The sequence below is a fragment of the Corynebacterium sp. TUM25015 genome, assembly GCF_056393505.1.
The window spans coordinates 1074536-1097700 of the sequence record NZ_CM150783.1 but is presented as its reverse complement, the minus strand read 5'-3'; the positions used below and the strand labels follow the sequence as shown (position 1 = coordinate 1097700).

The 23165-nt window shown below is 57.7% G+C and carries 14 protein-coding genes and 3 rRNA genes; 6 read left to right on the top strand and 11 right to left on the bottom strand.

The features are described from left to right. The first annotated feature begins 36 nt into the window (after positions 1 to 36). The 6 genes from AC06DS_RS04955 (at position 37) to AC06DS_RS04930 (ending at position 7561) form a co-directional block, all read left to right on the top strand. Complete coding sequence (locus AC06DS_RS04955; RefSeq protein WP_477101181.1) at positions 37 to 1683, top strand: DNA repair helicase XPB; 1647 nt, start codon at positions 37 to 39, stop codon at positions 1681 to 1683. A 40-nt stretch (positions 1684 to 1723) separates the two neighbouring features. Continuing rightward, the gene (locus AC06DS_RS04950) at positions 1724 to 2416 is read left to right on the top strand and encodes a DUF3239 domain-containing protein (RefSeq protein ID WP_477101154.1); all 693 of its coding nucleotides are present in this window, start codon (positions 1724 to 1726) and stop codon (positions 2414 to 2416) included. 137 nt (positions 2417 to 2553) lie between these two features. After that, positions 2554 to 3330 carry a LamB/YcsF family protein gene (locus tag AC06DS_RS04945; protein WP_477101153.1) on the top strand — a complete coding sequence of 259 codons (777 nt, stop codon included), beginning with the start codon at positions 2554 to 2556 and terminating at the stop codon, positions 3328 to 3330. Next, entirely contained in the window at positions 3327 to 5030 is a 1704-nt protein-coding gene (locus AC06DS_RS04940; protein WP_477101152.1) for a 5-oxoprolinase subunit B/C family protein, read from the top strand. Before AC06DS_RS04945 ends, AC06DS_RS04940 begins: the two co-directional genes overlap by 4 nt. Before the next feature lie 49 nt (positions 5031 to 5079). Then, positions 5080 to 6882 (top strand): acetyl/propionyl/methylcrotonyl-CoA carboxylase subunit alpha, encoded by a 1803-nt coding sequence (locus tag AC06DS_RS04935; RefSeq protein ID WP_477101151.1) that lies wholly within the window; start codon positions 5080 to 5082, stop codon positions 6880 to 6882. A gap of 34 nt (positions 6883 to 6916) precedes the next feature. Then, positions 6917 to 7561: a GntR family transcriptional regulator gene (locus tag AC06DS_RS04930; RefSeq protein WP_293792162.1), complete on the top strand. Its 645-nt coding sequence runs from the start codon at positions 6917 to 6919 to the stop codon at positions 7559 to 7561. Between the two features lie 64 nt (positions 7562 to 7625). On the opposite strand, the gene AC06DS_RS04925 is transcribed toward AC06DS_RS04930, so the two are convergent. The 11 genes from AC06DS_RS04925 to AC06DS_RS04875 all read right to left on the bottom strand — a co-directional run bounded on the left by AC06DS_RS04925 (position 7626) and on the right by AC06DS_RS04875 (position 23110). Next, on the bottom strand, positions 7626 to 8426 hold the full coding sequence (locus AC06DS_RS04925) for a putative hydro-lyase (RefSeq protein ID WP_448308407.1): 801 nt from the start codon (positions 8424 to 8426) through the stop codon (positions 7626 to 7628). A gap of 23 nt (positions 8427 to 8449) precedes the next feature. Beyond that, positions 8450 to 9679 (bottom strand): NRAMP family divalent metal transporter, encoded by a 1230-nt coding sequence (locus AC06DS_RS04920; RefSeq protein WP_477101150.1) that lies wholly within the window; start codon positions 9677 to 9679, stop codon positions 8450 to 8452. Positions 9680 to 9724: 45 nt separating this feature from the next. Next, complete coding sequence (locus AC06DS_RS04915) at positions 9725 to 10687, bottom strand: alpha/beta hydrolase family protein (RefSeq protein WP_477101149.1); 963 nt, start codon at positions 10685 to 10687, stop codon at positions 9725 to 9727. Positions 10688 to 10743: 56 nt separating this feature from the next. Next, complete coding sequence (locus tag AC06DS_RS04910) at positions 10744 to 13326, bottom strand: ABC transporter permease (RefSeq protein WP_477101148.1); 2583 nt, start codon at positions 13324 to 13326, stop codon at positions 10744 to 10746. Between the two features lie 2 nt (positions 13327 to 13328). Continuing rightward, positions 13329 to 14084 (bottom strand): ABC transporter ATP-binding protein, encoded by a 756-nt coding sequence (locus AC06DS_RS04905; protein ID WP_477101147.1) that lies wholly within the window; start codon positions 14082 to 14084, stop codon positions 13329 to 13331. A 223-nt stretch (positions 14085 to 14307) separates the two neighbouring features. Beyond that, positions 14308 to 14425, bottom strand: a 5S ribosomal RNA gene (gene rrf / locus AC06DS_RS04900). 145 nt (positions 14426 to 14570) lie between these two features. Next, positions 14571 to 17641 (bottom strand): 23S ribosomal RNA (locus AC06DS_RS04895). 402 nt (positions 17642 to 18043) lie between these two features. Continuing rightward, positions 18044 to 19566 (bottom strand): 16S ribosomal RNA (locus AC06DS_RS04890). The 16S, 23S and 5S rRNA genes sit together here, the layout of an rRNA operon. A 695-nt stretch (positions 19567 to 20261) precedes the next feature. Beyond that, positions 20262 to 21518 (bottom strand): UDP-N-acetylglucosamine 1-carboxyvinyltransferase, encoded by a 1257-nt coding sequence (gene murA / locus AC06DS_RS04885; protein ID WP_434820564.1) that lies wholly within the window; start codon positions 21516 to 21518, stop codon positions 20262 to 20264. A 57-nt stretch (positions 21519 to 21575) separates the two neighbouring features. Continuing rightward, positions 21576 to 22436, bottom strand: coding sequence for an acetate metabolism transcriptional regulator RamA (gene ramA / locus AC06DS_RS04880; protein WP_293791142.1), 861 nt, complete (start codon positions 22434 to 22436; stop codon positions 21576 to 21578). Positions 22437 to 22594: 158 nt separating this feature from the next. Continuing rightward, on the bottom strand, positions 22595 to 23110 hold the full coding sequence (locus tag AC06DS_RS04875) for a DUF2505 family protein (protein ID WP_477101146.1): 516 nt from the start codon (positions 23108 to 23110) through the stop codon (positions 22595 to 22597). Positions 23111 to 23165 lie beyond the last annotated feature (55 nt).

The window sequence follows — 23165 nt, the reverse complement described above, 5'->3', positions numbered from 1 at the left end:
GTGGCGTCGATAAACAAAAAGGAAGTGACACACAGCGTGGGCATTGGAAACGGACCGCTCATTGTGCAGTCGGATAAGACCGTGCTGCTGGAAATCGACCACGAACAGGCGCAGGAGGCGCGCACCGCGCTGGCACCGTTCGCGGAGCTGGAGCGCGCGCCCGAACACGTGCACACCTACCGCATCACCCCGCTGGCGCTGTGGAACGCCCGCGCCGCAGGGCACGACGCGGAGCAGGTCATGGACGTGCTGGAAACCTACTCGCGGTTCCCCGTCCCGCAACCGCTGCTGATCGACATTGCCGACACGATGGATCGCTACGGGCGGCTGAAGCTCATCAAGCACCCGGCGCACGGGCTCGTGCTAGAGACGACGGACAGGGCTGTGTTGACGGAGATCCGGCGTCACAAAAAGATCAAGCCCATGTTGGGCGCAGACATCGACGAGGACTCGATCGTTGTGCACCCTTCCGAGCGCGGCAGGCTCAAGCAGGAACTGCTGAAGGTCGGCTGGCCCGCAGAGGACCTGGCGGGATACGTCGACGGCGAGGCGCACCCCATCGAGCTGTCGCAGGAACACGAAGAATGGCAGCTGCGCGACTACCAGGAGATGGCGGCCGATAGCTTCTGGGAAGGCGGCTCGGGCGTGGTAGTGCTGCCGTGTGGCGCGGGAAAGACGATGGTCGGCGCGGCCTCGATGGCCAAGGCAAAGGCCACCACCCTGATCCTGGTGACGAACACCGTCGCGGGCAGGCAGTGGAAGGACGAGCTAGTGCGCCGCACCTCCCTGACGGAGGATGAAATCGGCGAATACTCCGGAGAGAAGAAGGAGATCCGCCCCGTGACCATCGCCACCTACCAAGTGGTCACGCGCAAGTCGAAGGGCGAATACCGGGCGCTGGAGCTGTTCGACTCCCGCGACTGGGGCTTAATCATTTACGACGAGGTTCACCTGCTGCCTGCCCCGGTGTTCCGCATGACCTCCGACCTGCAGTCTCGCCGCCGTCTGGGGCTCACCGCCACCCTGGTGCGCGAGGACGGCCGCGAAGGCGACGTATTCAGCCTGATCGGGCCGAAGCGCTATGACGCCCCATGGAAGGACATCGAATCGCAGGGCTGGATCGCCCCGGCGGACTGCACCGAGGTGCGCGTGCAGCTAACCGAGGCCGAGCGGATGGTTTACGCCACCGCCGAGCAATCCGACAAATACCGACTGGCCGCCACCACCCCGACTAAAACGAAGGTAGTGCGCAAGATCATGGAGATGCACCCGGACGAGCCGACGCTCATCATCGGCGCGTACATCGACCAGCTGGAGGAGATCGCCGAGGAGCTGGACGTGCCCGTCATCGACGGCAAGACCGGCAACGCCAAGCGCGAGAAGCTGTACCAGCAGTTCCGCGATGGCGAACTGAAGACGCTGGTGGTTTCCAAGGTGGCGAACTTTAGCATCGACCTGCCCGGCGCGTCCGTGGCCATCCAGATCTCCGGCACGTTCGGCTCGCGGCAGGAGGAGGCGCAACGCCTGGGCCGCATTCTGCGCCCGAAGCCGGACGGAGGCGGGGCGTTTTTCTACTCCATCGTCGCCCGTGACACACTGGATGCGGACTACGCCGCGCACCGCCAGCGCTTCTTGGCTGAGCAGGGCTACGGCTACCGCATCGTCGATTCTTTCGACCTTTAGAATTATCCCCTGCCTTTAGACCGTCACGTTAAGGAGCCCCATGTCCGCCACCCAGCAACCGATGCAGGTTGACTTCCATTTTGATGTCGACGACGAATACGCCCGTAAGCACAATGAGTTTCTGCGCGATGCCAAGCGCATGCAGGTCTCGGCGGGCATTTTGGCGCTTGTGTTGGCCGTGATTGTGGCTGTTCTGCTGGTGACCGCTGGCACGTACTGGTGGGCAATCGCCATTAGCTTCGCTCTCGGTGTATTCGCACTGTTGTGCCTGGCGCTGATCCCGATCCTGCCGCGAAAGATGGGGTCGCCACAGCAGTACTTCGACATGTATGACCTGGCTCCGGCGATGATTGCAGAGGTCAATGCACGGGATATGGTGCTGTTGATGCTGGTCGACGCCTCCGCAGATCCAGCGCGGACCGTCCCCGCTCTGGCCTATCGCACCGTCACCTCCATTCCGGGAGTTCCTCGGGAGGTCGGCGCCAAAGTGCCGTCTATGGCGGTGACTGGCTACCGTCCTACGCGTGGCCCCAAGGTGTATGAGGAGATTTCCCCAATGCCGGTGGCATGGGGAACCGGGGATGCCAAGGTGTGGAAGCGTGCGGAGCGTGCCATCAGCACGAACCTGTGGAAGCGCCTGGAGGGACTGCTGGATCAGGTGGATAAGGCCAAGGCGGCTCCCCGCAGTGTCTATCTGCTCGACAATCCCGGCGATAAAAAGGCTAAAAACTAACGTAGATCACGATTGCGAAAACCGGGTGATTGATTTCACAATGGTTGCGTAGGTCACTACACTGGCACGCACATTGTTGAACAATCCGGCCGGCGGTGCGGAAAGCGGCACCACTGGCCATACAAGGAGTCGATCACATGTCCACCTCCCGCAACCCGATTTCCATCGACCTCAACGCTGACCTCGGCGAAACGACCGGTGGCAACCCGGTCAGCGACGATGCAGCAATGGTGGCCATCGTCTCTAGCGCCAACGTCGCCTGTGGATTCCACGCTGGCGACCCCCATGCCATTTCCTCCACCCTCGCCGCCGCTGCCGAAAACAACGTGACCATCGGCGCCCATGTGGGCTACAACGATGTAGCTGGCTTCGGCCGTCGCTTCATCGACTACTCCCCTGCGGAGTTGGCCGACGAGGTGCTCTACCAAATCGGTGCTCTCGACGCGCTCGCCAAGGCTCGGGGCACGCAGGTGCGCTACGTAAAGCCTCACGGCGCGATGTACAACACAATCGTCCACCACGAGGCACAAGCAAAAGCCGTCATCGAGGGAATCAAGGCTTTTGGAGCAGATCTTCCCGTGATGTTGCTGCCAGGAGCCGTAGCCGCCACATACGCAGAACGAGCCGGCCTCCGCGTAATCAACGAGGTCTTCGCCGACCGCGCCTACAACCCAGACGGCACATTGGTATCCCGTCGCGAAGCCGGCGCAGTACTACACGACCCGGATACCGTCGCCGACCGCGTTGTCCGCATGGCGCAGGAAGGCACCATCGAGGCCATCGACGGCACCACCATCCACACGTCAGCGGATTCAGTGTGCGTCCACGGTGATTCACCCGGCGCGGTCGCCATGGCAGAGCGCATCGCCGCAGAACTGAAGGCCAACGACATCACTATCGGGAGCTTCCTGTGAGCCACACCGTTTCCCCCGTCGGCACCCGCGCCGTCATCGTAGATCTACCCGACCTCGCCACAGTCATGACTTGGCACGCATCACTTGTCGCCAGCCCCTTGCCCGGGCAGGTCGAAGCCATCGCCGCGGCGCGCACTGTACTGGTTTGTTTCGACGCCCACTCCTCCGCCATCGCAGGCCTGAAGGCACTGCGCGACTTCCGTCCGCAGAGCTCCGCCGAGACCACCCCGCGAGAGGTCACCATCGACGTCATCTACGACGGCGAGGACTTGGCGGATGTCGCAGAACTGATGGGCATTTCCACCGAAGAATTGATCGACCGCCACACGCAGCAAAAGTGGCTGGCAGCTTTCGGCGGTTTTGCTCCCGGTTTCACCTATTGTGTGCCTGCAGAAGACGATCATTCCTACACCTGGGATGTTGCCCGTCGCAGTTCCCCGCGCACAGCGGTTCCCGCCGGCGCCGTGGGTCTGGCGGGACAGTTCTCCGCCGTATATCCCCGCACCTCCCCTGGCGGATGGCAGTTGCTGGGGCACACAACCCAGCCAATGTGGGATACGCACGCCGAGCAGCCCGCCCTGCTGCAGCCTGGCGATACTGTCTGCTACCGCCAGGTGCGCGAATCCATCAACGTGGAAGCAGGTGCTGATACCACGTCCAGCGATGCACACGCTGGCGCCGTAAAGGACGCGTCCACGAGCGCGGGCGTAGGGGCGTCACAAAGCAACAAACCTCACGTGCCCGTCCGACCGAGCCTTAAGGTTCTCGACGCTGGATTGCAGACACTCTTCCAGGACACCGGTCGTGCGGGCTACGGCGACATCGGCGTAAACAGCTCCGGTGCGATCGACCGGGCAAGCGCCTGGGCCGCGAACGATGTGGTCGGCAATTCATCGACGGCAACGGTGCTTGAAAATATCGGCGGCTTGGAGCTAGAGGCTCTGGTGGATACCGCGGTCTGCGTCACGGGTGCACGGGCACAGGTAGCAATCGACCGTAAGACTTTCGAACTCGGTGCCCCCGTACAGGTCAAGGCAGGCCAAACGCTGAAGATCGAACCCGTTGGCGGCAAGGGCAATGGTCTGCGCAACTACGTTGCAGTACGCGGCGGACTAATCACAGACCAGGTGCTGGGTTCCAGCGCGACCGACATTCTCTCGGGCTTGGGACCACAACCCGTAGCTACTGGTGATGTTCTGAAGGCAGGACGTCGAACCGCACAGGCTTCCGTCGGTACGACCACGACCAACCCCTTCGACGGCAGCAATGTCTTGCGCTGTGTGGCCGGCCCGCGCGCTGACTGGTTCAGTGACGAGGAGCTGCAGCGATTCACCGAGATCGAGTGGATCGTTACGGGACAGTCGAACCGCGTCGGGCTCCGCCTGGCACTGCCGGAGGGCAGCGAGGACAGTCACGGTAGCGAGGGCAGCCCCACCCCTACGCCGCTGCAGCGCAGCCGCGACGGAGAACTCGCCAGTGAGGGCATGGTCACGGGCAGCATCCAGGTACCTCCGAACGGTCTGCCCGTAGTGTTTATGGCGGACCACCCGGTAACTGGCGGCTACCCTGTCATCGCAACTGTCGTCGACAAGGATCTTGACAAGGCTGGTCAGCTTGCGCCAGGCGACACAGTGCGTTTCGAACTTATGGAGTTCGATCAGCAGGCACAGCAGTCACAGCAGGCGCCGCAACCACAATAAGACACCCGACACAACACCTAAGAACGCTAAAGGAAACAAGGAACAACCAATGAGCCAAGATACCTTCCCACTGCAGACAGTCCTCATCGCCAACCGCGGTGAAATCGCGATTCGCATCGCACGTGCCGCTCGCGATCTGGGCATCCGTTCCATCGCTGTCGTTTCCGAGGCAGACGTGGACAACCTGCACGCAAAGATCGCCGACGAGGCCTACACCCTGCCTGGCAATACCGCCGCTGAAACCTATATGAATATCCCGGCTCTACTGGACATCGCTCTGCGCGCCGGCGCGGACTGCGTGCACCCCGGCTATGGTTTCCTCTCCGAGAATGCAGACTTCGCTCGTGCCGTCACTGAAGCCGGCCTGACCTGGGTTGGCCCGGCGCCGGAAGCCATCGAGACCTTGGGCAACAAGGTCGCCGCGCGCGCCTTGGCCACCGAGGTTGGAGCCCCGCTGGCTCCCGGCACTCCGGACCCGATCCCGAACTGGGAGCAGGCCCGCGACTTCGCAGACCAGCACGGCATGCCTATCGCGATTAAGGCTGCCTTCGGCGGCGGTGGCCGTGGCCTGAAGGTCGTCCACGACTACAACGACATCGAAGCTGCGTTTGAGTCCGCAGGCCGCGAGGCCAAGGCGGCATTTGGTCGTGGCGAATGCTACGTGGAGAAGTTCTTGACCAAGCCCCGCCACGTCGAGGCGCAGGTACTGGCCGATACGCACGGCAACGTGCGTGTCATCGGCACGCGTGACTGCTCGGTGCAGCGTCGCTTCCAGAAGCTGGTCGAAGAGGCTCCGGCTCCGTTCCTCACCGACAAGCAGCGCAATGACATCATCGAGGGCTCCCGCGACATTTGCCAGGCCGCGAACTACACGGGCGCAGGCACGGTGGAGTTCATTGTCGCCGAGGATGGCACCGTTAGCTTCTTGGAGGTCAATACTCGCGTGCAGGTCGAGCACCCAGTCACCGAAGCCGTGACCGGTGTGGACATTGTCGGCGAGCAGTTCCGCATTGCCGCAGGCCTGCCGCTGAGCTTCGATGAGGACCCAGCTAGCGATGGCCATGCCTTCGAGTTCCGTATCAATGCAGAGGATGCCGCCAACGGCTTCGTCCCCTCCCCTGGCGCCGTGACCCAGTTCGAGATCCCGACTGGTCCCGGCATTCGTGTGGATGCTGGTGTGCGCGCTGGCTCCACGATTCCCGGCTTCTACGATTCGCTGATGGCCAAGCTCATCGTCAAGGGGCCGAACCGTGAGGTCGCGCTGCGCCGCGCCCAGGCCGCACTTGCTGAGATGCGTATCCAGGGTGTACGCACGGTATTGCCGTTCCACAAGGACATCGTGACCCACCCTGCGTTCTGCGGCGATGATCTGCACGTATACACCGACTGGGTGGACAAGGAGTACGAGCCGGGCATCGGCGCTGGCTACGCAGGCTCTTCCCCCGAGGACGTCGAGGATGCGTACACGGAGCGCACCACCCTTACCGTAGAAATCGATGGTCGCCTACACCGCGTGAGCGTTCCTTCCTCCTTCGGCGTTGCTGCTACCCCTTCGGCTGGTGCTGACGCCACCTCGACCTCTTCTGCTGCTGGTTCCAACGCTGGCGCTGACAATTCCGGGGCAGGCGCTTCTACTGCCGGCAACGCGGTGGAGTGCCCCTACACTGGTGTGCTGGTGAAGTGGCAGGTTGCCGATGGCGATTCGGTGGAGGTCGGTCAGCCGATCGCGACGATCGAGGCGATGAAGATGGAATCCACGGTGGAGGCTAAAACATCTGGCACCATCACTCTGGCGAGCCTCAACCCGGGCGACAATGTGTCCAAGGGCGACGCGCTGGGCCACATCGCTTAATCTTGAGCACCGTTGCGTAATAGGCTGTAGTGCTATGCACTCCCAGTCAGCTATTGCGCACTCTCGCCTCCTCGACGGCATCGCCTCCGGGACTTATGCTCCCGGCGAAAAGCTGAACGAGGTGAATGTGGCTCAAACACTGGGAATCTCCCGTAATACCTTGCGGGAGATATTCGCCACCCTGGTTTCGGAGGGGCTGCTGGAGCGGATCCCCAACCGGGGTGTTTTTATTGTGGAACCCACCCGCGAAGATCTGCGTGACATGTACGCCAGTCGCCTGGTGTTGGAACCGGGTGCCCTCTTGTGGGGAGCACGACAAGGGCTACAGAAGCTGGAGGGCATCGTATCCACGGCGGAAAAGCTACGAGATTCCACTGGCCGGGATGCCTCTGATGACGATATCCGCGCGATTGCAGATGCAAACCAGGCGTTTCACCGTGCGATCGTGGTCAGCGCGGGGTCGGAAGGGCTCAATCAGACGATGGATCGTATTTTGGCTCAGATGCGCTTGGGTTTTGTGCGCGCTAACCGACTGAATCACCAGTTCCATGTGGAGTTCATCGCCCAGAACCGAGCCGTAACGGATCTGATTGCGGAGAAGCGCTGGGAACTTGCAGCTAACCAGTTAGCTGGTTCCCTGCAGCACACGCATGACAATATCGATCGCTACTTCGGCTAGTTTGCTGTGCCGGAGTTATAAGGCTTGAGGGTGATAAGGCTTGAGGGTCGAGTCCCCATAACGATCAGGGCACCTGATACTGCACGTCGCGTGCATCGGTAATCAGCATGTGGCCCGGTGCATGGCAAATAGCGAACTCCGGCTGGGACTCCATCACCACCGATTGCGGGGTCACTCCACATGCCCAAAACACCGGAATTGTGCCCGCAGGAATATCCACGGATTCGCCAAAGTCGGGTTGATCCAGGTTCTCGATGCCGATTGCGGTTGGGTCGCCCACATGTACCGGAGCGCCGTGCACTGCCGGGTAACGCGAGGTGATCCGCACCGCATCGGCCACCTGGGAGGCGGGAATTGGTCGCATAGATACAACCATCGGCCCGGAAAACACTCCCGCAGGGGTGGTCTCAATATTCGTCCGATACATGGGCACGTTCCGCCCTTGGGCGATGTGTTCTACTGGCACATTGTTATCCAGCAGTGCTGCTTCGAAGGTAAAGGAGCAGCCGATAATGAAGCTCACCAGGTCATCGCGCCACACGTCACGCACGTCCGGAACCTCCGCTTCCAGCTGCCCATCGCGGTATACGCGGTACAACGGAATATCGCTGCGGATATCGCCATCCACCAGCAGTTCGGAGGAGACCTGTCCAGCCTCTAGCACTCCGAGCAGCGGGCAGGGCTTGGGATTGCGCTGAGCAAAGAGGAGGAAGTCGAATGCCTGTTGCTGCGGCAATGTGATCAGATTTGCCTGCGCGTAGCCCCGTGAGTAGCCGGAGGTGTGTGTCACAGTGCCCCCGCGGAAGATCTCACGCGCCTGTCGTGGTGAGAGCACTCCAGGATTCTGGAATGTCTGCACTTCCACTCCCCTTTCCTTCGAAAAACGTCTTAGGCCCAGATTTCTGGCAACTTGCTCATCGAGCTCCAACCCAGGTAAAGCGTCAACAACCAGGTGACAACGCCTAGAATCAGCAGCCAGGTCGGATACTTGTAGTTCTGCATCAGATCACGGCGGCGCCAGGCTACCCACAGCACAACAGCGAAGCCGATCGGCAGAATCAGACCATTAAACGCGCCGGCAAAGATCAGTAGCTTCTGCGGTGCCTTGTTGAGGACCAGGTAAATCACTGCGCACACAGCGATGAACGCAACAACAAGCCAGTTGAAGGTGGACTTCTTCATAGACTGTGGCGTCACAAAGGTCAACGAGGTGTAAGAGGCACCCACTACGGACGTTAGGCCTGCTGCCCACAGCACCACGCCGAAGAAGCGCACGCCGATGTCACCGGCTGCGTGGCGGAATGCATCAGCGGCCATGTTGTCGCCAGCCAGGGTCACACCCGAGGCGACCACTCCGAGGATTGCCAGGAACAGCAGCATACGCATCACGCCTGTGACCACGATGCCGGAGACCGAGACCTTGGTAATCGTGCCCACGTTATGCACGCCAGTCTGTCCGGAATCGATCATGCGGTGCGCACCTGCAAAGGTGATGTAACCGCCGACGGTGCCACCGATCAGCGTGGTGATCACCAGGAAGTCCACGTCATCCGGAACGACTGTCTGGTAGAGGGCCTCACCCAGCGGCGGTGCGGAAACGACTGCGACATAGATCATCAGCAGGATCATGATCGCACCCAAGCCGACCACGATACGGTCCAGAGCCATGCCCGCACGCTTGGACAGGAAGACGAAAATGGCGATGGCCGCTGACAGACCACCACCGATAAGCGGATTCAGACCAAGCATCGCATTGAGGCCCAGACCCGTGCCACCGATGTTGCCGATGTTGAAGATCAGGCCACCAACGAAGACGAAAGCAGCCATGACCCAGCCGAGCCCCGGCAGAATCTCATTGCCTAGCTCGTTGGCACGCTTACCGGATACGCCCAGCACACGCCAAACATTGAGCTGAATGGCGATGTCCACGAGAATCGATACCAAGATTGCGAACGCAAAAGCTGCGCCCATCTTCACTGTAAAGACGGTGGTCTGGGTGATAAAGCCCGGGCCGATGGCGCTCGTGGCCATGAGGAACATTGCGCCCAGCGATGCGGTGAATGTGGCAGCGCGGGCGGTTTCGGGCTGGTTACCCGTGTGCTCGTCTGTGTTGGACATTAAAGCACCTTTCTATTAGTGATCCGTATCACCTTAGAATGTTGTTCAACAATCTGCAACTGCCTGTCGCAGCCATCCAGCCAGATCATCAATGCGCTGCCGCCACACAGCAGGTGCGGCAATGATGTGCTCACTGTCGTACTCGTAAAACTGCACCTCGGCGCCACTTTCCTCGAAGTACTTCTTAATGACGCCACCCGCGGTTCCCCTGCTATCGAAACGTGCAATGGAAATAGCCGTCGGCACCCCTGCAATATCCACCGCGAACCCCTCCGGGATTCGCGGGCTTAAGGCCGCCAGGAAATTCAAATCCGGCGCCGTGCTCACCACCTGGCCGGCAGCAACGAGCCCACTACCAAAGACGACCAGACCGAATGCCTTCGGCGCCAGCTCCGACTTGATCTGAACGATAGCCTCCGCAACATCCTGCTGACTGAGCTCCCAGGATCCATAGCCAGGTAGTGGATATGTCAGATCCACAATCGTCACCCCGGAGCGCTCCGCTAGTGCCGCGAACAGCGGCAGCCAGAACTGATCGTGGCTCGCACCATCCCCAAACCAACCCGGGCCTCCATGCAGACTGACAGCTACTGCCCCACTGGGGTTAGGGGGCGTCAGAACCGTTCCAACAACCCCATCCGGCAGCGCACCATGCTGTGCTGTCCAGGGCTCTGCTCGCACTTGTGCGGTATAAGCAACGTGGGGCATGCGGTGATCCAAACCAGCCCCCAGCACCAATAAGCTGCTGTGCGCTAGCAGGTCAGGCACCCGCGCCCACATACGCTCAGTATCATCCACGAGGTCCGCGGGGACGGGGCAGGATTGCTCCTTGTAGGTAACCCCCTCATCGGTGACCAGGGAGTTGAAGATCTCCGGGTAATTATCCTCGAAGAAATTATTCAGCTGCTCCAACTGCTGTTGCGCGGTCAGCGGCTCCACGCCCAGCTGCACGTCACGACTGCTGCCGGGCAGGCTCACGATATCGGAGTTCGGGGTCTGCTCACTCATAGTTTTTCATTGTAAGACTTTCGCAAGACTTTCCGAACCCCATATACGTAGCTCCCCTAGTCGGCGATCGCCTCGAGCGGGGATGTCTTTGCCGCCTTATGCGCCGGCCATAGCGCGGCAAGCACGCCAACGATACCGGAGCCAACCACCATTGTAAGTAGCAACTGCCAAGGTAGAACGGCCTTGTCCAGACCTTCGGCGGCCAGCACCTTCACAAATACCCAGCCCAGGCCCACGCCGATCAGCACACCGAGTAGTGCACCGTAGATGGCAATTTGTACAGCCTCTAGGGTGATCATCCGCCTTACCTGTCGGCGGAACATACCCACCGCACGCAACATGCCGATCTCTTGTTTACGCTCGATCACATTCAATGCCAGGGTGTTGATAATGCCCAGGATGGCCACCAGGATGGACAGCGCCAGCATTGCGTTGAGGATCATCAGCAGCTGGTCAATGGATTTCGACACCGTACCTGCGTACTCGGTAGTGGTGAGGACATCAGCCACGATGAAGGGCTCCACCGACTTGCGCACCTTCTCCTGTAGTTCGTGTTCCCGAACGCCGTCCTTAGCGTGAACGAAGATCTGCATAACTCGTAGATCATCGACCTCGGAGATCGGTTTCCCCTGACCGAGGTAGGGCTTGAGCGCAGCTTCATTGAGTAATGTCTGCGGTTGAATCGGCTCCGTATAGATTCCCAGAAGTTTTACTTCGCCTAGCTTTTCTTGGCCTACGCGGTAGATCGGCACGGAATCGCCGACCTTCCACTTCATTTGGCTGGCCTTACTCTCAGAGGCATAGAAGCCGGGCTTTTCAGTCTCCAGGTTTCCGCCCAAGGACTTCAGCCCCATGGACTTCCCCAGATCCCCCTTGTAGAAGAAGGAGAAACTGCCGGAGTAGTTCACGCTGCTTTCACCCTTGGCTTTGCCGACGCTGATGGGTGTCGTGCCGACGGTGGAAAGGGACTCCACACCATCCGTATCTGCCACTGCCTTTTCTACTCCCTTAGGCAATGGGAACCCCTGGTTCGCAGGACCGCTCACCACCAGATCGGACTTGACGGTATCTCCAATCATGTCCTCCATGGCGCTTTTCATCGTCGCACCGACCATGCCAAATGCGGCAACGAGTGCCACGCCGAGGGTTAGCGCGAATGCAGTTGTTGCGGTGCGTCGCGGATTCCTGCGCGAGTTTGTGGACGCCAACTTTCCAACCGCGCCAAAGGGAGCCCCAAGTACGCGTCCCAGTGCTGGGACAACTGGAATCGATAGTGCCGGAGAGACCAGGAAAGTGCCGACAATCACCAGTAGAGCGCCGAGTCCGAGGATCGATGCCCGGTTGCTCGTTTCGGCGTCACTAAGCAACAGCGCGGTAACTGCAGCGGCGACACCCGCAAGAACTACGACCAGCCCCGAAATGGTACGCAACTTCAACGGCGACGAGCTGGAGACATCGCCGGAACGCATCGCCTCGACTGGATGCACGCGACCGGCACGACGGGCAGGTGCCCATGCCGAGAGAATCGTGATCAGGACACCAACGATCAAAGGCAGAATGATTGCCTGTGGGGTCAAGGTGAGCCCTGAGTTCGGGAGGCCGAAGCCGAACTGATCCATGAGAGCGAAGATCCCCTTCGCCAAACCCATGCCCGCGATAATGCCCAGGACGGATCCGACGATGCCAACGAGGATGGCCTCGAACACCACGGAGGTTGTGAGTTGCCCACGTGAAGCTCCCAGGGAGCGGAGTAGCGCGAACTCGCGGATACGCTGCGCCACCACCATAGAGAAGGTGTTGGCAATAATGAAAGCTCCAACGAGAAGGCTGACCAGGCCAAAGGCAAGGAGGAAGTAGGTGACGAAGCTGAGGCCTTCTTTGACCTCCTTGGAGGACTTCTCCACGATCGAGTCGCCGGTAACAACCTTGAAGTCGGGGTACTTCTGCTCAATTGAACTCTTGAGTTGCTCCGGAGATACTCCGTCGCGAGCGGACAGCCAGAAGCCGTCTGGGAAAGTACCGTCCGTGTATCGCTTGATATAAGTCTCAGGATCTACGCCCAAGCCTAGGTAGCCGCCTACGGCAAAATCCGTGTCATAGATACCCACGATCTCGTACTCATGGCTATCCCGAATGTCGATGGCTTTGAGCGTATCGCCGATGTGCACGCCATGCTTTTCCGCAGCATCACCATTAATCATCGCCTCCTTCTCCCCCTTGGGCGCGCGACCGTCAGTCACGTTAACCGAGGGGCCGGGAGCGCCTTCAGTGAAGTCATTGGGGAAAAGTACGGAAGGAGCTCCGCCAGTGCTAAGTTGCTTTCCGTCCTTAGCAACTACTGCAGTGGTTTCGGACGCCATGGAGATACCCATAACATCCTGGTTTTCTTGCAGCTGCTTCTTTGTCTCGACAGTGATTGGCTTGGTCGGATTCTTCTGGGAGACTTCTACGTCTACAGCGGAGTAGACGTTTTCGAAGATTCCGGTGAAGGACTTCTGCATCATGTCAGTGAACATGAAGGAACCGGAAATAAACGCAGTTCCAAGCACTACGGCGATGATCGTGAGAAGGAAGCGAATCTTGTTGGCAAGGACGCTTCGATAGGAGACCTTTGCTACAGCGCGGGTGTGTCTACGCATGACTAGTGATCCTCCAGCTTGCCCATGACTCCGAGGATGGACTCTACATCGGGCTTGGCTAATTCATCGGCGATGCGACCATCGGCAAGGAACACCACGCGATCTGCGTAGGAGGCTGCCTTTGGATCGTGGGTCACAATAACAACTGTTTGCCCATCCTTGTCCACTGCGCTGCGAAGAATGCTTAGCACTTCAGCGGAGCTGTTCGAGTCCAGGTTGCCGGTGGGCTCGTCACCGAAAATGATGTCGGGTCGGGAAACGAGAGCGCGTGCACATGCTACGCGCTGCTGCTGACCACCTGAAAGCTCAGAGGGGCGGTGTTGCAAGCGTCCTTTGAGTCCAAGACGCTGCACTACTTCATCGAACCATTCTTGATTAACCTTCTCCCCTGCAATGTCCAGTGGGAGCGTGATGTTCTCTTTTGCCGTGAGCGTGGGAACCAGGTTAAAGGACTGAAAAATGAAGCCCAGTCGATCGCGTCGAAGAGCAGTAATCTCCTTGTCGCTGAGGGTTGAAATATCGGTATCACCGATATATGCCTTGCCGCTGGAAATGGAGTCAAGTCCGGCCATGCAGTGCATCAGCGTTGATTTGCCGGAGCCGCTTGGTCCCATAATGGCGGTGAATTGGCCGTCGAGGAAGTCGATAGAAATACCGTCAACAGCGCGAACCTCTGTTTCACCGTGTCCATAGATGCGCTGCAGGTTTACAGCGCGAGCAGCGCTATTGGAATGGGTGGTCTCTTTTTGCTGTTGCATTAGCCTAGCTCCCTTAACTCCTCTGTATTCCCCAATATGTATGGGGTAGTGCCTGCTCTGCGGGTAGCACCGCAGGAAAACTATTCGATAAACCTAATTATAAGCTGTGCTTCACGAATTTTCGGAGCCAAGACCAAGATCACAATTGAACATACAAAAAAGACCCAGAGCACTTTCCCCTATTCGGAGAAAGGCTCTGGGCCTAATTCTTTTTAAGTTTTGATGCCGGCGGTGACTTACTCTCCCACACCCTCCCAGGTGCAGTACCATCAGCGCAGGTAGGCTTAGCTTCCGGGTTCGGAAAGGGACCGGGCGTGACCCCACCGCTAACAACCACCGACAAACCACACAGAACAAAACACACACCCAACCAAACCCCAGGGTTCGCTGGTGTGTAGTGCCGTTCCAGACACTGCATAACAAACGCGAGTACACAACCCATGCGACAATCCGAAATCGTCTTAGCCACAACCACAAACGTGGTTCAATGTGTTGAACATCGGCCAATTAGTACCGGTCACCTCCATCACTCACATGACTTCCAGATCCGGCCTATCAACCCCATAATCTATAGGGAACCTCAAAAGAAACCTCATCTCAGAACAGGCTTCCCGCTTAGATGCTTTCAGCGGTTATCCCTCCCATACGTAGCCAACCAGCCATGCCACGGGCGTGACAACTGGCCCACCAGAGGTATGTCCGTCCCGGTCCTCTCGTACTAGGGACAGCCTTCTTCAAGTTTCAACGCGCACGGCGGATAGAGACCGAACTGTCTCACGACGTTCTAAACCCAGCTCGCGTGCCGCTTTAATGGGCGAACAGCCCAACCCTTGGGACCTACTCCAGCCCCAGGATGCGACGAGCCGACATCGAGGTGCCAAACCATCCCGTCGATATGGACTCTTGGGGAAGATCAGCCTGTTATCCCCGGGGTACCTTTTATCCGTTGAGCGACACCGCTTCCACAAGCCGGTGCCGGATCACTAGTCCCTACTTTCGTACCTGCTCGACCTGTCAGTCTCACAGTCAAGCTCCCTTGTGCACTTACACTCAACACCTGATTGCCAACCAGGCTGAGGGAACCTTTGGGCGCCTCCGTTACACTTTGGGAGGCAACCGCCCCAGTTAAACTACCCACCAGGCACTGTCCCTAACCCGGATCACGGGCCGAGGTTCAGATGCCCAATCCGATCAGAGTGGTATTTCACCAACGACTCCACAACCACTAGCGTGACCGCTTCACAGTCTCCCACCTATCCTACACAAACCGAACCGAACACCAATACCAAGCTATAGTGAAGGTCCCGGGGTCTTTTCGTCCTGCCGCGCGTAACGAGCATCTTTACTCGTACTGCAATTTCACCGGGCCTGTGGTTGAGACAGCAGGGAAGTCGTTACGCCATTCGTGCAGGTCGGAACTTACCCGACAAGGAATTTCGCTACCTTAGGATGGTTATAGTTACCACCGCCGTTTACTGGGGCTTAAATTCTCCGCTTCGGACAAAGCGTCCTAACAGGTCCTCTTAACCTTCCAGCACCGGGCAGGCGTCAGTCCGTATACATCGACTTAAAGTCTTCGCACGGACCTGTGTTTTTAGTAAACAGTCGCTTCCCTCTATTCTCTGCGACCACCACCAGCTCAACACGTCGTTCACCAGTAGTGGCACCCCTTCTCCCGAAGTTACGGGGCCATTTTGCCGAATTCCTTAACCACAGTTCACCCGAACGCCTTAGTATTCTCTACCTGACCACCTGTGTCGGTTTACGGTACGGGCCGTACATGCACTCACTAGAGGCTTTTCTCGACAGCATAGGATCACCAACATCCCCACAACGGGTACGCATCACGCCTCACCCTACATGCAGGACGGATTTACCAATTCCTGCGGGCCACACGCTTACACCACAATCCAATAAGTGGCTTGGCTACCTTCCTGCGTCACCCCATCGCTTGGCTACTACCAGATCAGGTCCTACGCATCCACACACCACACACACAAAGTGCATGCAGCATACTTCAGGGCAGTTAGTATCACTGATTCACCATTGGTCGCACACACACGGGTACGGGAATATCAACCCGTTAACCATCGACTACGCCTGTCGGCCTCGCCTTAGGACCCGACTCACCCTGGGAAGATTAGCTTGACCCAGGAACCCTTAGTCATCCGGCGGATACGTTTCACACGCATCATTCGCTACTCATGCCTGCATTCTCACTCGCATAACCTCCACCACACGGTCACCCGGCAGCTTCAACGATCACACGACGCTCCCCTACCAACCCAACAACAGTTGAGTTCCGCGGTTTCGGCGGTGTACTTGAGCCCCACTACATTGTCGGCGCAGAACCACTCGACCAGTGAGCTATTACGCACTCTTTCAAGGATGGCTGCTTCTAAGCCAACCTCCTGGCTGTCTTCGCGATCCCACATCCTTTTCCACTTAGCACACTCTTAGGGGCCTTAACCGGCGATCTGGGCTGTTTCCCTCTCGACTAACGAAGCTTATCCCCCGCAGTCTCACTGCCGCGCTCTGACTTACCGGCATTCGGAGTTTGGCTGACGTCGCTAAGATGATAGTCCCGCTCAACCAACCAGTAGCTCTACCTCCGGCAAGAAACACACGACGCTGCACCTAAATGCATTTCGGGGAGAACCAGCTATCACGGAGTTTGATTGGCCTTTCACCCCTACCCACAACTCATCCCCTCAGTTTTCAACCTAAGTGGGTTCGCGCCTCCACAGCCTCTTACAGCTGCTTCACACTGGCCATGGGTAGATCACCCCGCTTCGGGTCCAGGACATGCCACTCACAACACCCTCATTAGGATTCGGTTTCCCTACGGCTACCCCACATAACGGGTTAACCTCGCGACATGCCGCTGACTCGCAGGCTCATTCTTCAAAAGGCACGCCATCACCCAAAAGGCTCTGACGGCTTGTAGGCACACGGTTTCAGGTACTATTTCACTCCCCTCCCGGGGTACTTTTCACCATTCCCTCACGGTACTCATACACTATCGGTCACAATAAGTATTCAGGCTTACCGGGCGGTCCCGGCAGATTCACAGCAGATTCCACGAGCCCGCTGCTACTCGGGTATCACATCAACCCCAACACCACATGCTTTCACGTACCGGACTCTCACCGTCTACGGCAGGCCATTCCAAACCACTTCCGCTAACACACAATGCCAAGGCACGGCATGGCAGCACCGCACAACACAACCCCACAACCCCACACACGCAACCCCTGCCAGGTATCACACGCATGCAGTTTAGCCAAAATCCACGTTCGCTCGCCGCTACTAGCAGAATCATTATTATTTTCTTCTCCTACGGGTACTGAGATGTTTCACTTCCCCGCGTTACCACCACACAAACTATGAATTCATCCATGCAGCGACCACACACAACTGTGGCCAGGTTTCCCCATTCGGACACCCTCGGATCAACGCTCGATTGACAACTCCCCGAGGACTATCGCGGCCTTCCACGTCCTTCATCGGCTTATCATGCCCAAGGCATCCACCGTGCGCCCTTCACAGACAACACAAAATACTAAGACACCCACACACCAACAACCCACACCACAACAGTGCAGACCATCAGCGCATGAACACAATGATTTCAAACAAAAATCACAAAAAAGAAGATACTCGCGTCCACTATACAGTTCTCAAACAACACAACACCCAAAACAACACAATCACCACTATCGGCAATCACATCACTTCAAGGCGCTCACACAAGGAACAAAATAGATTGTCCCAGACACCCAACAGCCATGACAAACCAAAAACTTCGCTAACCCAACCCCACAAAACAGTGCCAACCCCAACACACGCACACTCTTAAACAAACAATGTGACACGATCCAACAACCAACAACCACAACAAAAATGGTTGAACCGGTTACCTATTCACCCAGAAAAAAATAAACAAAAATACTCCTTAGAAAGGAGGTGATCCAGCCGCACCTTCCGGTACGGCTACCTTGTTACGACTTCGTCCCAATCGCCAATCCCACCTTCGACAGCTCCCTAACAAGTTTGGGCCACTGGCTTCGGGTGTTACCAACTTTCATGACGTGACGGGCGGTGTGTACAAGGCCCGGGAACGTATTCACCGCAGCGTTGCTGATCTGCGATTACTAGCGACTCCGACTTCATGGAGTCGAGTTGCAGACTCCAATCCGAACTGAGACCGGCTTTAAGGGATTAGCTCCACCTCACGGTATCGCAACCCACTGTACCGACCATTGTAGCATGTGTGAAGCCCTGGACATAAGGGGCATGATGATTTGACGTCATCCCCACCTTCCTCCGAGTTAACCCCGGCAGTCTCTCGCGAGTCCCCACCATAACGTGCTGGCAACACAAGACAAGGGTTGCGCTCGTTGCGGGACTTAACCCAACATCTCACGACACGAGCTGACGACAACCATGCACCACCTGTACACCAGCCACAAGGGAAACTACATCTCTGCAGCGATCCGGTGTATGTCAAGCCCAGGTAAGGTTCTTCGCGTTGCATCGAATTAATCCACATGCTCCGCCGCTTGTGCGGGCCCCCGTCAATTCCTTTGAGTTTTAGCCTTGCGGCCGTACTCCCCAGGCGGGGCGCTTAATGCGTTAGCTACGGCACGGGAATCGTAAATAAAACCCCCACACCTAGCGCCCACCGTTTACGGCATGGACTACCAGGGTATCTAATCCTGTTCGCTACCCATGCTTTCGCTCCTCAGCGTCAGTAACTGCCCAGAGACCTGCCTTCGCCATCGGTGTTCCTCCTGATATCTGCGCATTTCACCGCTACACCAGGAATTCCAGTCTCCCCTACAGCACTCTAGTTATGCCCGTATCGCCTGCACGCCCGAAGTTAAGCCCCGGGATTTCACAGACGACGCGACAAACCACCTACGAGCTCTTTACGCCCAGTAATTCCGGACAACGCTCGCACCCTACGTATTACCGCGGCTGCTGGCACGTAGTTAGCCGGTGCTTCTTATCCAGGTACCGTCACCAAAAAGGCTTCTTCCCTAGCGAAAGGAGTTTACAACCCGAAGGCCTTCATCCCCCACGCGGCGTCGCTGCATCAGGCTTGCGCCCATTGTGCAATATTCCCCACTGCTGCCTCCCGTAGGAGTCTGGGCCGTGTCTCAGTCCCAATGTGGCCGTACACCCTCTCAGGCCGGCTACCCGTCGTCGCCTTGGTAGGCCATTACCCCACCAACAAGCTGATAGGCCGCGGGCTCATCTTGCACCGAAAAACTTTCCACCACACACACTAAAGCATGGTCCTATCCGGTATTAGACCCAGTTTCCCAGGCTTATCCCGAAGTGCAAGGCAGATCACCCACGTGTTACTCACCCGTTCGCCACTCGAGTACCTCTGCAAGCAGAGGCCTTTCCGTTCGACTTGCATGTGTTAAGCACGCCGCCAGCGTTCGTCCTGAGCCAGGATCAAACTCTCCATAAAAATGTCATCAGACACAGGCGAGCCTGAAAACCAGGCAAACAAAAAACAAAATTACTGACAAAAGAATTGAAAAAAGGATAAATAAATCACATCAACCAACACCAACAAAACATCGCTGGTCATTGACCGACACAACATACATCCACCACTTCAAACAAAACCATCATCAGCCCAACGCACACCCACAAAAAAGAGGCACGCTGGGATACGCACATTACATAACGTGGAGACGTTAACACCACGCTGGCGTAACCACCATCAACCCACAATCCATATGAGCCAACGAGAAGCTGAAACAAGTCACAAAGCAAAAGACATACAATGCATCAGAATCAACACAAAGGTTGGTCAACAAAGTATCTAAACTTGGTTCATCACGCTATTGAGTTCTCAAACAACCTACGCACACAACAAACAACACCACATCAACAGCGGCAGCCACGTTGCGACGGATTACGAGTGTAAAGCAACCGTGAATCAAAAGCAAATTCCCGGTAAACAACCCGTTGCACTCGCACACAACAAAGACCGTTTTTACAGCTTTAAAATGATTAGCCAGACACGCTCATCAAAGGCTTGCTGCAAGCTACTCACTCACAGCGCCGTGTCGCGCTGACTCGAATAAATGTACACACACCCCACACCAAACACAAACAACCAGGTCAACGCCGATATCTGAGCAATATCAAACGCTTCTAACGCTGAACTCGCTCAATCTCTGCCCCCAAGGAGCGCAACTGCTCCGGGAACTCCGGGTAGCCACGGTCGATGTGGTACACGTCATGCACTTCGGTCTGCCCGTCTGCAACCAAGCCAGCCAGCACCAAACCGGCACCGGCTCGAATGTCAGAACTCCATACCGGAGCCGAAGAGAGCCGCTCCGTTCCGCGGATCACTACGTGGTGGCCATCAATACTTGCGTCCGCACCGAGGCGCATCATCTCATCGACAAAGCGGAAGCGAGACTCGAAGATGTTCTCCGTAATCACACTCATCCCCTCACTCACGGTGCACAGCGCAATCGCCATCGGCTGCAGGTCGGTCGGGAACCCTGGGAACGGCAACGTCTGATAATCCACCGCCTTCGGACGCTCCACCTGCACCACACGGAAACCAGTGGGATACGTCTCCACCTGGGCGCCCGCCAGTTTTAGCTTCTCCAACACCAAATGCAGATGCTGCGGATCAATACCACCGACCGTGATGTCGCCCTGTGTCATCGCCGCTGCATAAGCCCAGGTGCCGGCGACGATACGATCACCCACAACCTCGTGATTCACCGGGTTTAGTCGCTCCACTCCCTCCACGGTGATCGTGTTAGATCCGGCTCCACTGATCTTGGCTCCCATTTCCACAAGCATGTTGCACAGATCCACGATCTCTGGCTCCCGTGCCGCGTTATCCAAGGTGGTGGTTCCCTCTGCCAAAACGGCGGCAGTCAGAATATTCTCCGTTGCCCCCACCGAGGGGAAGTCCAATTTGATCTGAGCGCCATGGAGCTCTTCGGCTTCGGCGACCAGGCAACCATGCTCAATCTTGGTGGTTGCTCCAAGTAATTCCAGTCCAGATTGGTGCATATCAAGAGGACGGGAACCGATGGCGTCACCACCGGGAAGGGCGACCCGCGCCCTATGGCGACGAGAAGTTAGCGGCCCCAAGACCGCGACGGATGCACGGAACTGACGTACGGCCTCGAAGTCCGCGTTGTACTCGATTTCCTCAGGAGTGGTGATGCGAACGACAGAACCGTCGAGCTCCACCTCGCAGCCCAGGCCACGCAGAACCTCGGCCATGTAGGGCACATCGGCAATTTCTGGGCAGTTGGTCAACGTGGTGGTTCCAGGTGCCAAAAGTGCAGCTGACATGAGCTTAAGCACGCTGTTCTTTGCGCCGGACACCTTGATGGCGCCCTGCAGCCTGGTTCCACCGGTTACTACGAAGCTGTCTTTCACGCCCCCTAGCCTACAAAAAATCGCCCCACTCATGGCGGGGCGAGAAACAGGGCTAGATCAGGGCAGTGCGCCGATACGCCGTGCCGCGTTAACAGCCTCGTAGCGAGTGTGCGCTCCGAGCTTGCGCATGACAGAGCGTAGGTAGCTCTTCACCGTCTCTGCACCAATCCCCATCTCGGCTGCGGCTTCCACGTTGGTGTGGCCGAGAGCCACGCAGGCCAAAACATCCAGCTCACGCGCAGAAAGCTTGGTGGTCTGCTTCACGCGCACCGGGGAGACCATTTGGTCGCATAGGACTTCAAGATCTCGCCGCAGTTCATCGTCACCCACACGGTTTGCGAGCATGCGAAGCTTGCTGTGAGTGGCGCGCACCTGTTCCCATTCGGCGCCGGACATCGATCGCACCTGCTTATTTGTGGAGGACGCCGCCGCGTTTGCACCACGACCGGCCTCATTCGTACGCAGCGCCTCATTGACTGCAATGTCCTGCTCCAGGCAACGCGCGGTCATGGTGACCTCTTCGAGCACCTTGTCTCCCATGCGAGCACGAGAGTGCACGCCCGCATACAGCACGCCCCGCACCTCGCGCTTCACGATCACGGGCACGGCAACTACGGAGTGCAGTCCTTCATCTCGAATGTGACGGTCAAAGTCGTGGCTAATGGACTTAGCCCGGGTGTAGTCGGAGACTCCTACGGGACGGCGGGTGGTTACGACGCGGCCACCGACGCCTGCGCCTGGTGCAATCTCAAGGTTGTGCAGCGCCGGCGTGCGCAGCCCTACCCACTTGGAGATCCGCAGCTTTCCTTCGGCGGAGCTCGCCGCGTACATCGTCACCGGGATGCCAGTCGCGTTTTTTAGAGAATTCAGCGCAGAAATGATGACATCTTCGTCATCGCGTTGCCGCTGCTGGTCCACCTGTTCACTCCTCAAACTTGACCTGTGGCGCCTAGCCTTTCGCGGGCATAGACGCCGTGTGAGTAGGGAGTATAGTTCACCCCCTAGCTACCCCCAAAACTGCCCCCATGCTTTCATCAGCAAAAAGGTGCACATCCACTCCTAACCTTTTTGGGGTCTTATTGAGCCTCCGTGACACTTAGATTCCGAATGCGCGCCAGGCTATCGTCGACAACCTTGTCCGAAGTTTTGAGCAGGTGCTTTTCCAGCTTGCCTGAGATCAATGGGATTGATGCTTTTGCCGTGAGGATCGCCTCGACCGTTGTCAGGTCTGAATCCGCCGCCGCATAGATAAAACGGGTTTCCATTGTCCCCATCCCCATCGGCAGCTCCATCGTCGACGTCGCCTCGAACGCACCTTCTTCGTCTAGTTGCGACACATAGGTTTCTTGGAAAGCTAGGGGCTTGTTCTTGTCCTCGGAAAGCTCTTCTAGCTCTTTTTGGGACGCCCTCACGCCAACCCGCGCCCACACTCGACCATCGGGGAGCTCTTTCCGCTCCGCCTCAACAATTTGAGAGTCCGACTTGTCAACCATTCCCTCATCGGTCAGAAGGAACCGTTCGCCCGAGACAACCTCGTAGACCTCGTGAATGGACAGTTCAATGGTGCGGTTGACTTGCTTGGAATGTGCCATAGCCGCAATTGTGCCAGGTTTAACCAAGGAGGGGTTGGCAATGTTTGGGGACTAG

What these genes read in the sequence shown, in the direction of transcription:
- AC06DS_RS04920 (WP_477101150.1), bottom strand. Translation starts at nt 9,679, where the DNA reads ATGTCCAACACAGACGAGCACACGGGTAACCAGCCCGAAACCGCCCGC.
- AC06DS_RS04915 (WP_477101149.1), bottom strand. Translation starts at nt 10,687, where the DNA reads ATGAGTGAGCAGACCCCGAACTCCGATATCGTGAGCCTGCCCGGCAGC.
- AC06DS_RS04910 (WP_477101148.1), bottom strand. Translation starts at nt 13,326, where the DNA reads ATGCGTAGACACACCCGCGCTGTAGCAAAGGTCTCCTATCGAAGCGTC.
- AC06DS_RS04950 (WP_477101154.1), top strand. Translation starts at nt 1,724, where the DNA reads ATGTCCGCCACCCAGCAACCGATGCAGGTTGACTTCCATTTTGATGTC.
- AC06DS_RS04935 (WP_477101151.1), top strand. Translation starts at nt 5,080, where the DNA reads ATGAGCCAAGATACCTTCCCACTGCAGACAGTCCTCATCGCCAACCGC.
- AC06DS_RS04945 (WP_477101153.1), top strand. Translation starts at nt 2,554, where the DNA reads ATGTCCACCTCCCGCAACCCGATTTCCATCGACCTCAACGCTGACCTC.
- AC06DS_RS04905 (WP_477101147.1), bottom strand. Translation starts at nt 14,084, where the DNA reads ATGCAACAGCAAAAAGAGACCACCCATTCCAATAGCGCTGCTCGCGCT.
- AC06DS_RS04930 (WP_293792162.1), top strand. Translation starts at nt 6,917, where the DNA reads ATGCACTCCCAGTCAGCTATTGCGCACTCTCGCCTCCTCGACGGCATC.
- AC06DS_RS04875 (WP_477101146.1), bottom strand. Translation starts at nt 23,110, where the DNA reads ATGGCACATTCCAAGCAAGTCAACCGCACCATTGAACTGTCCATTCAC.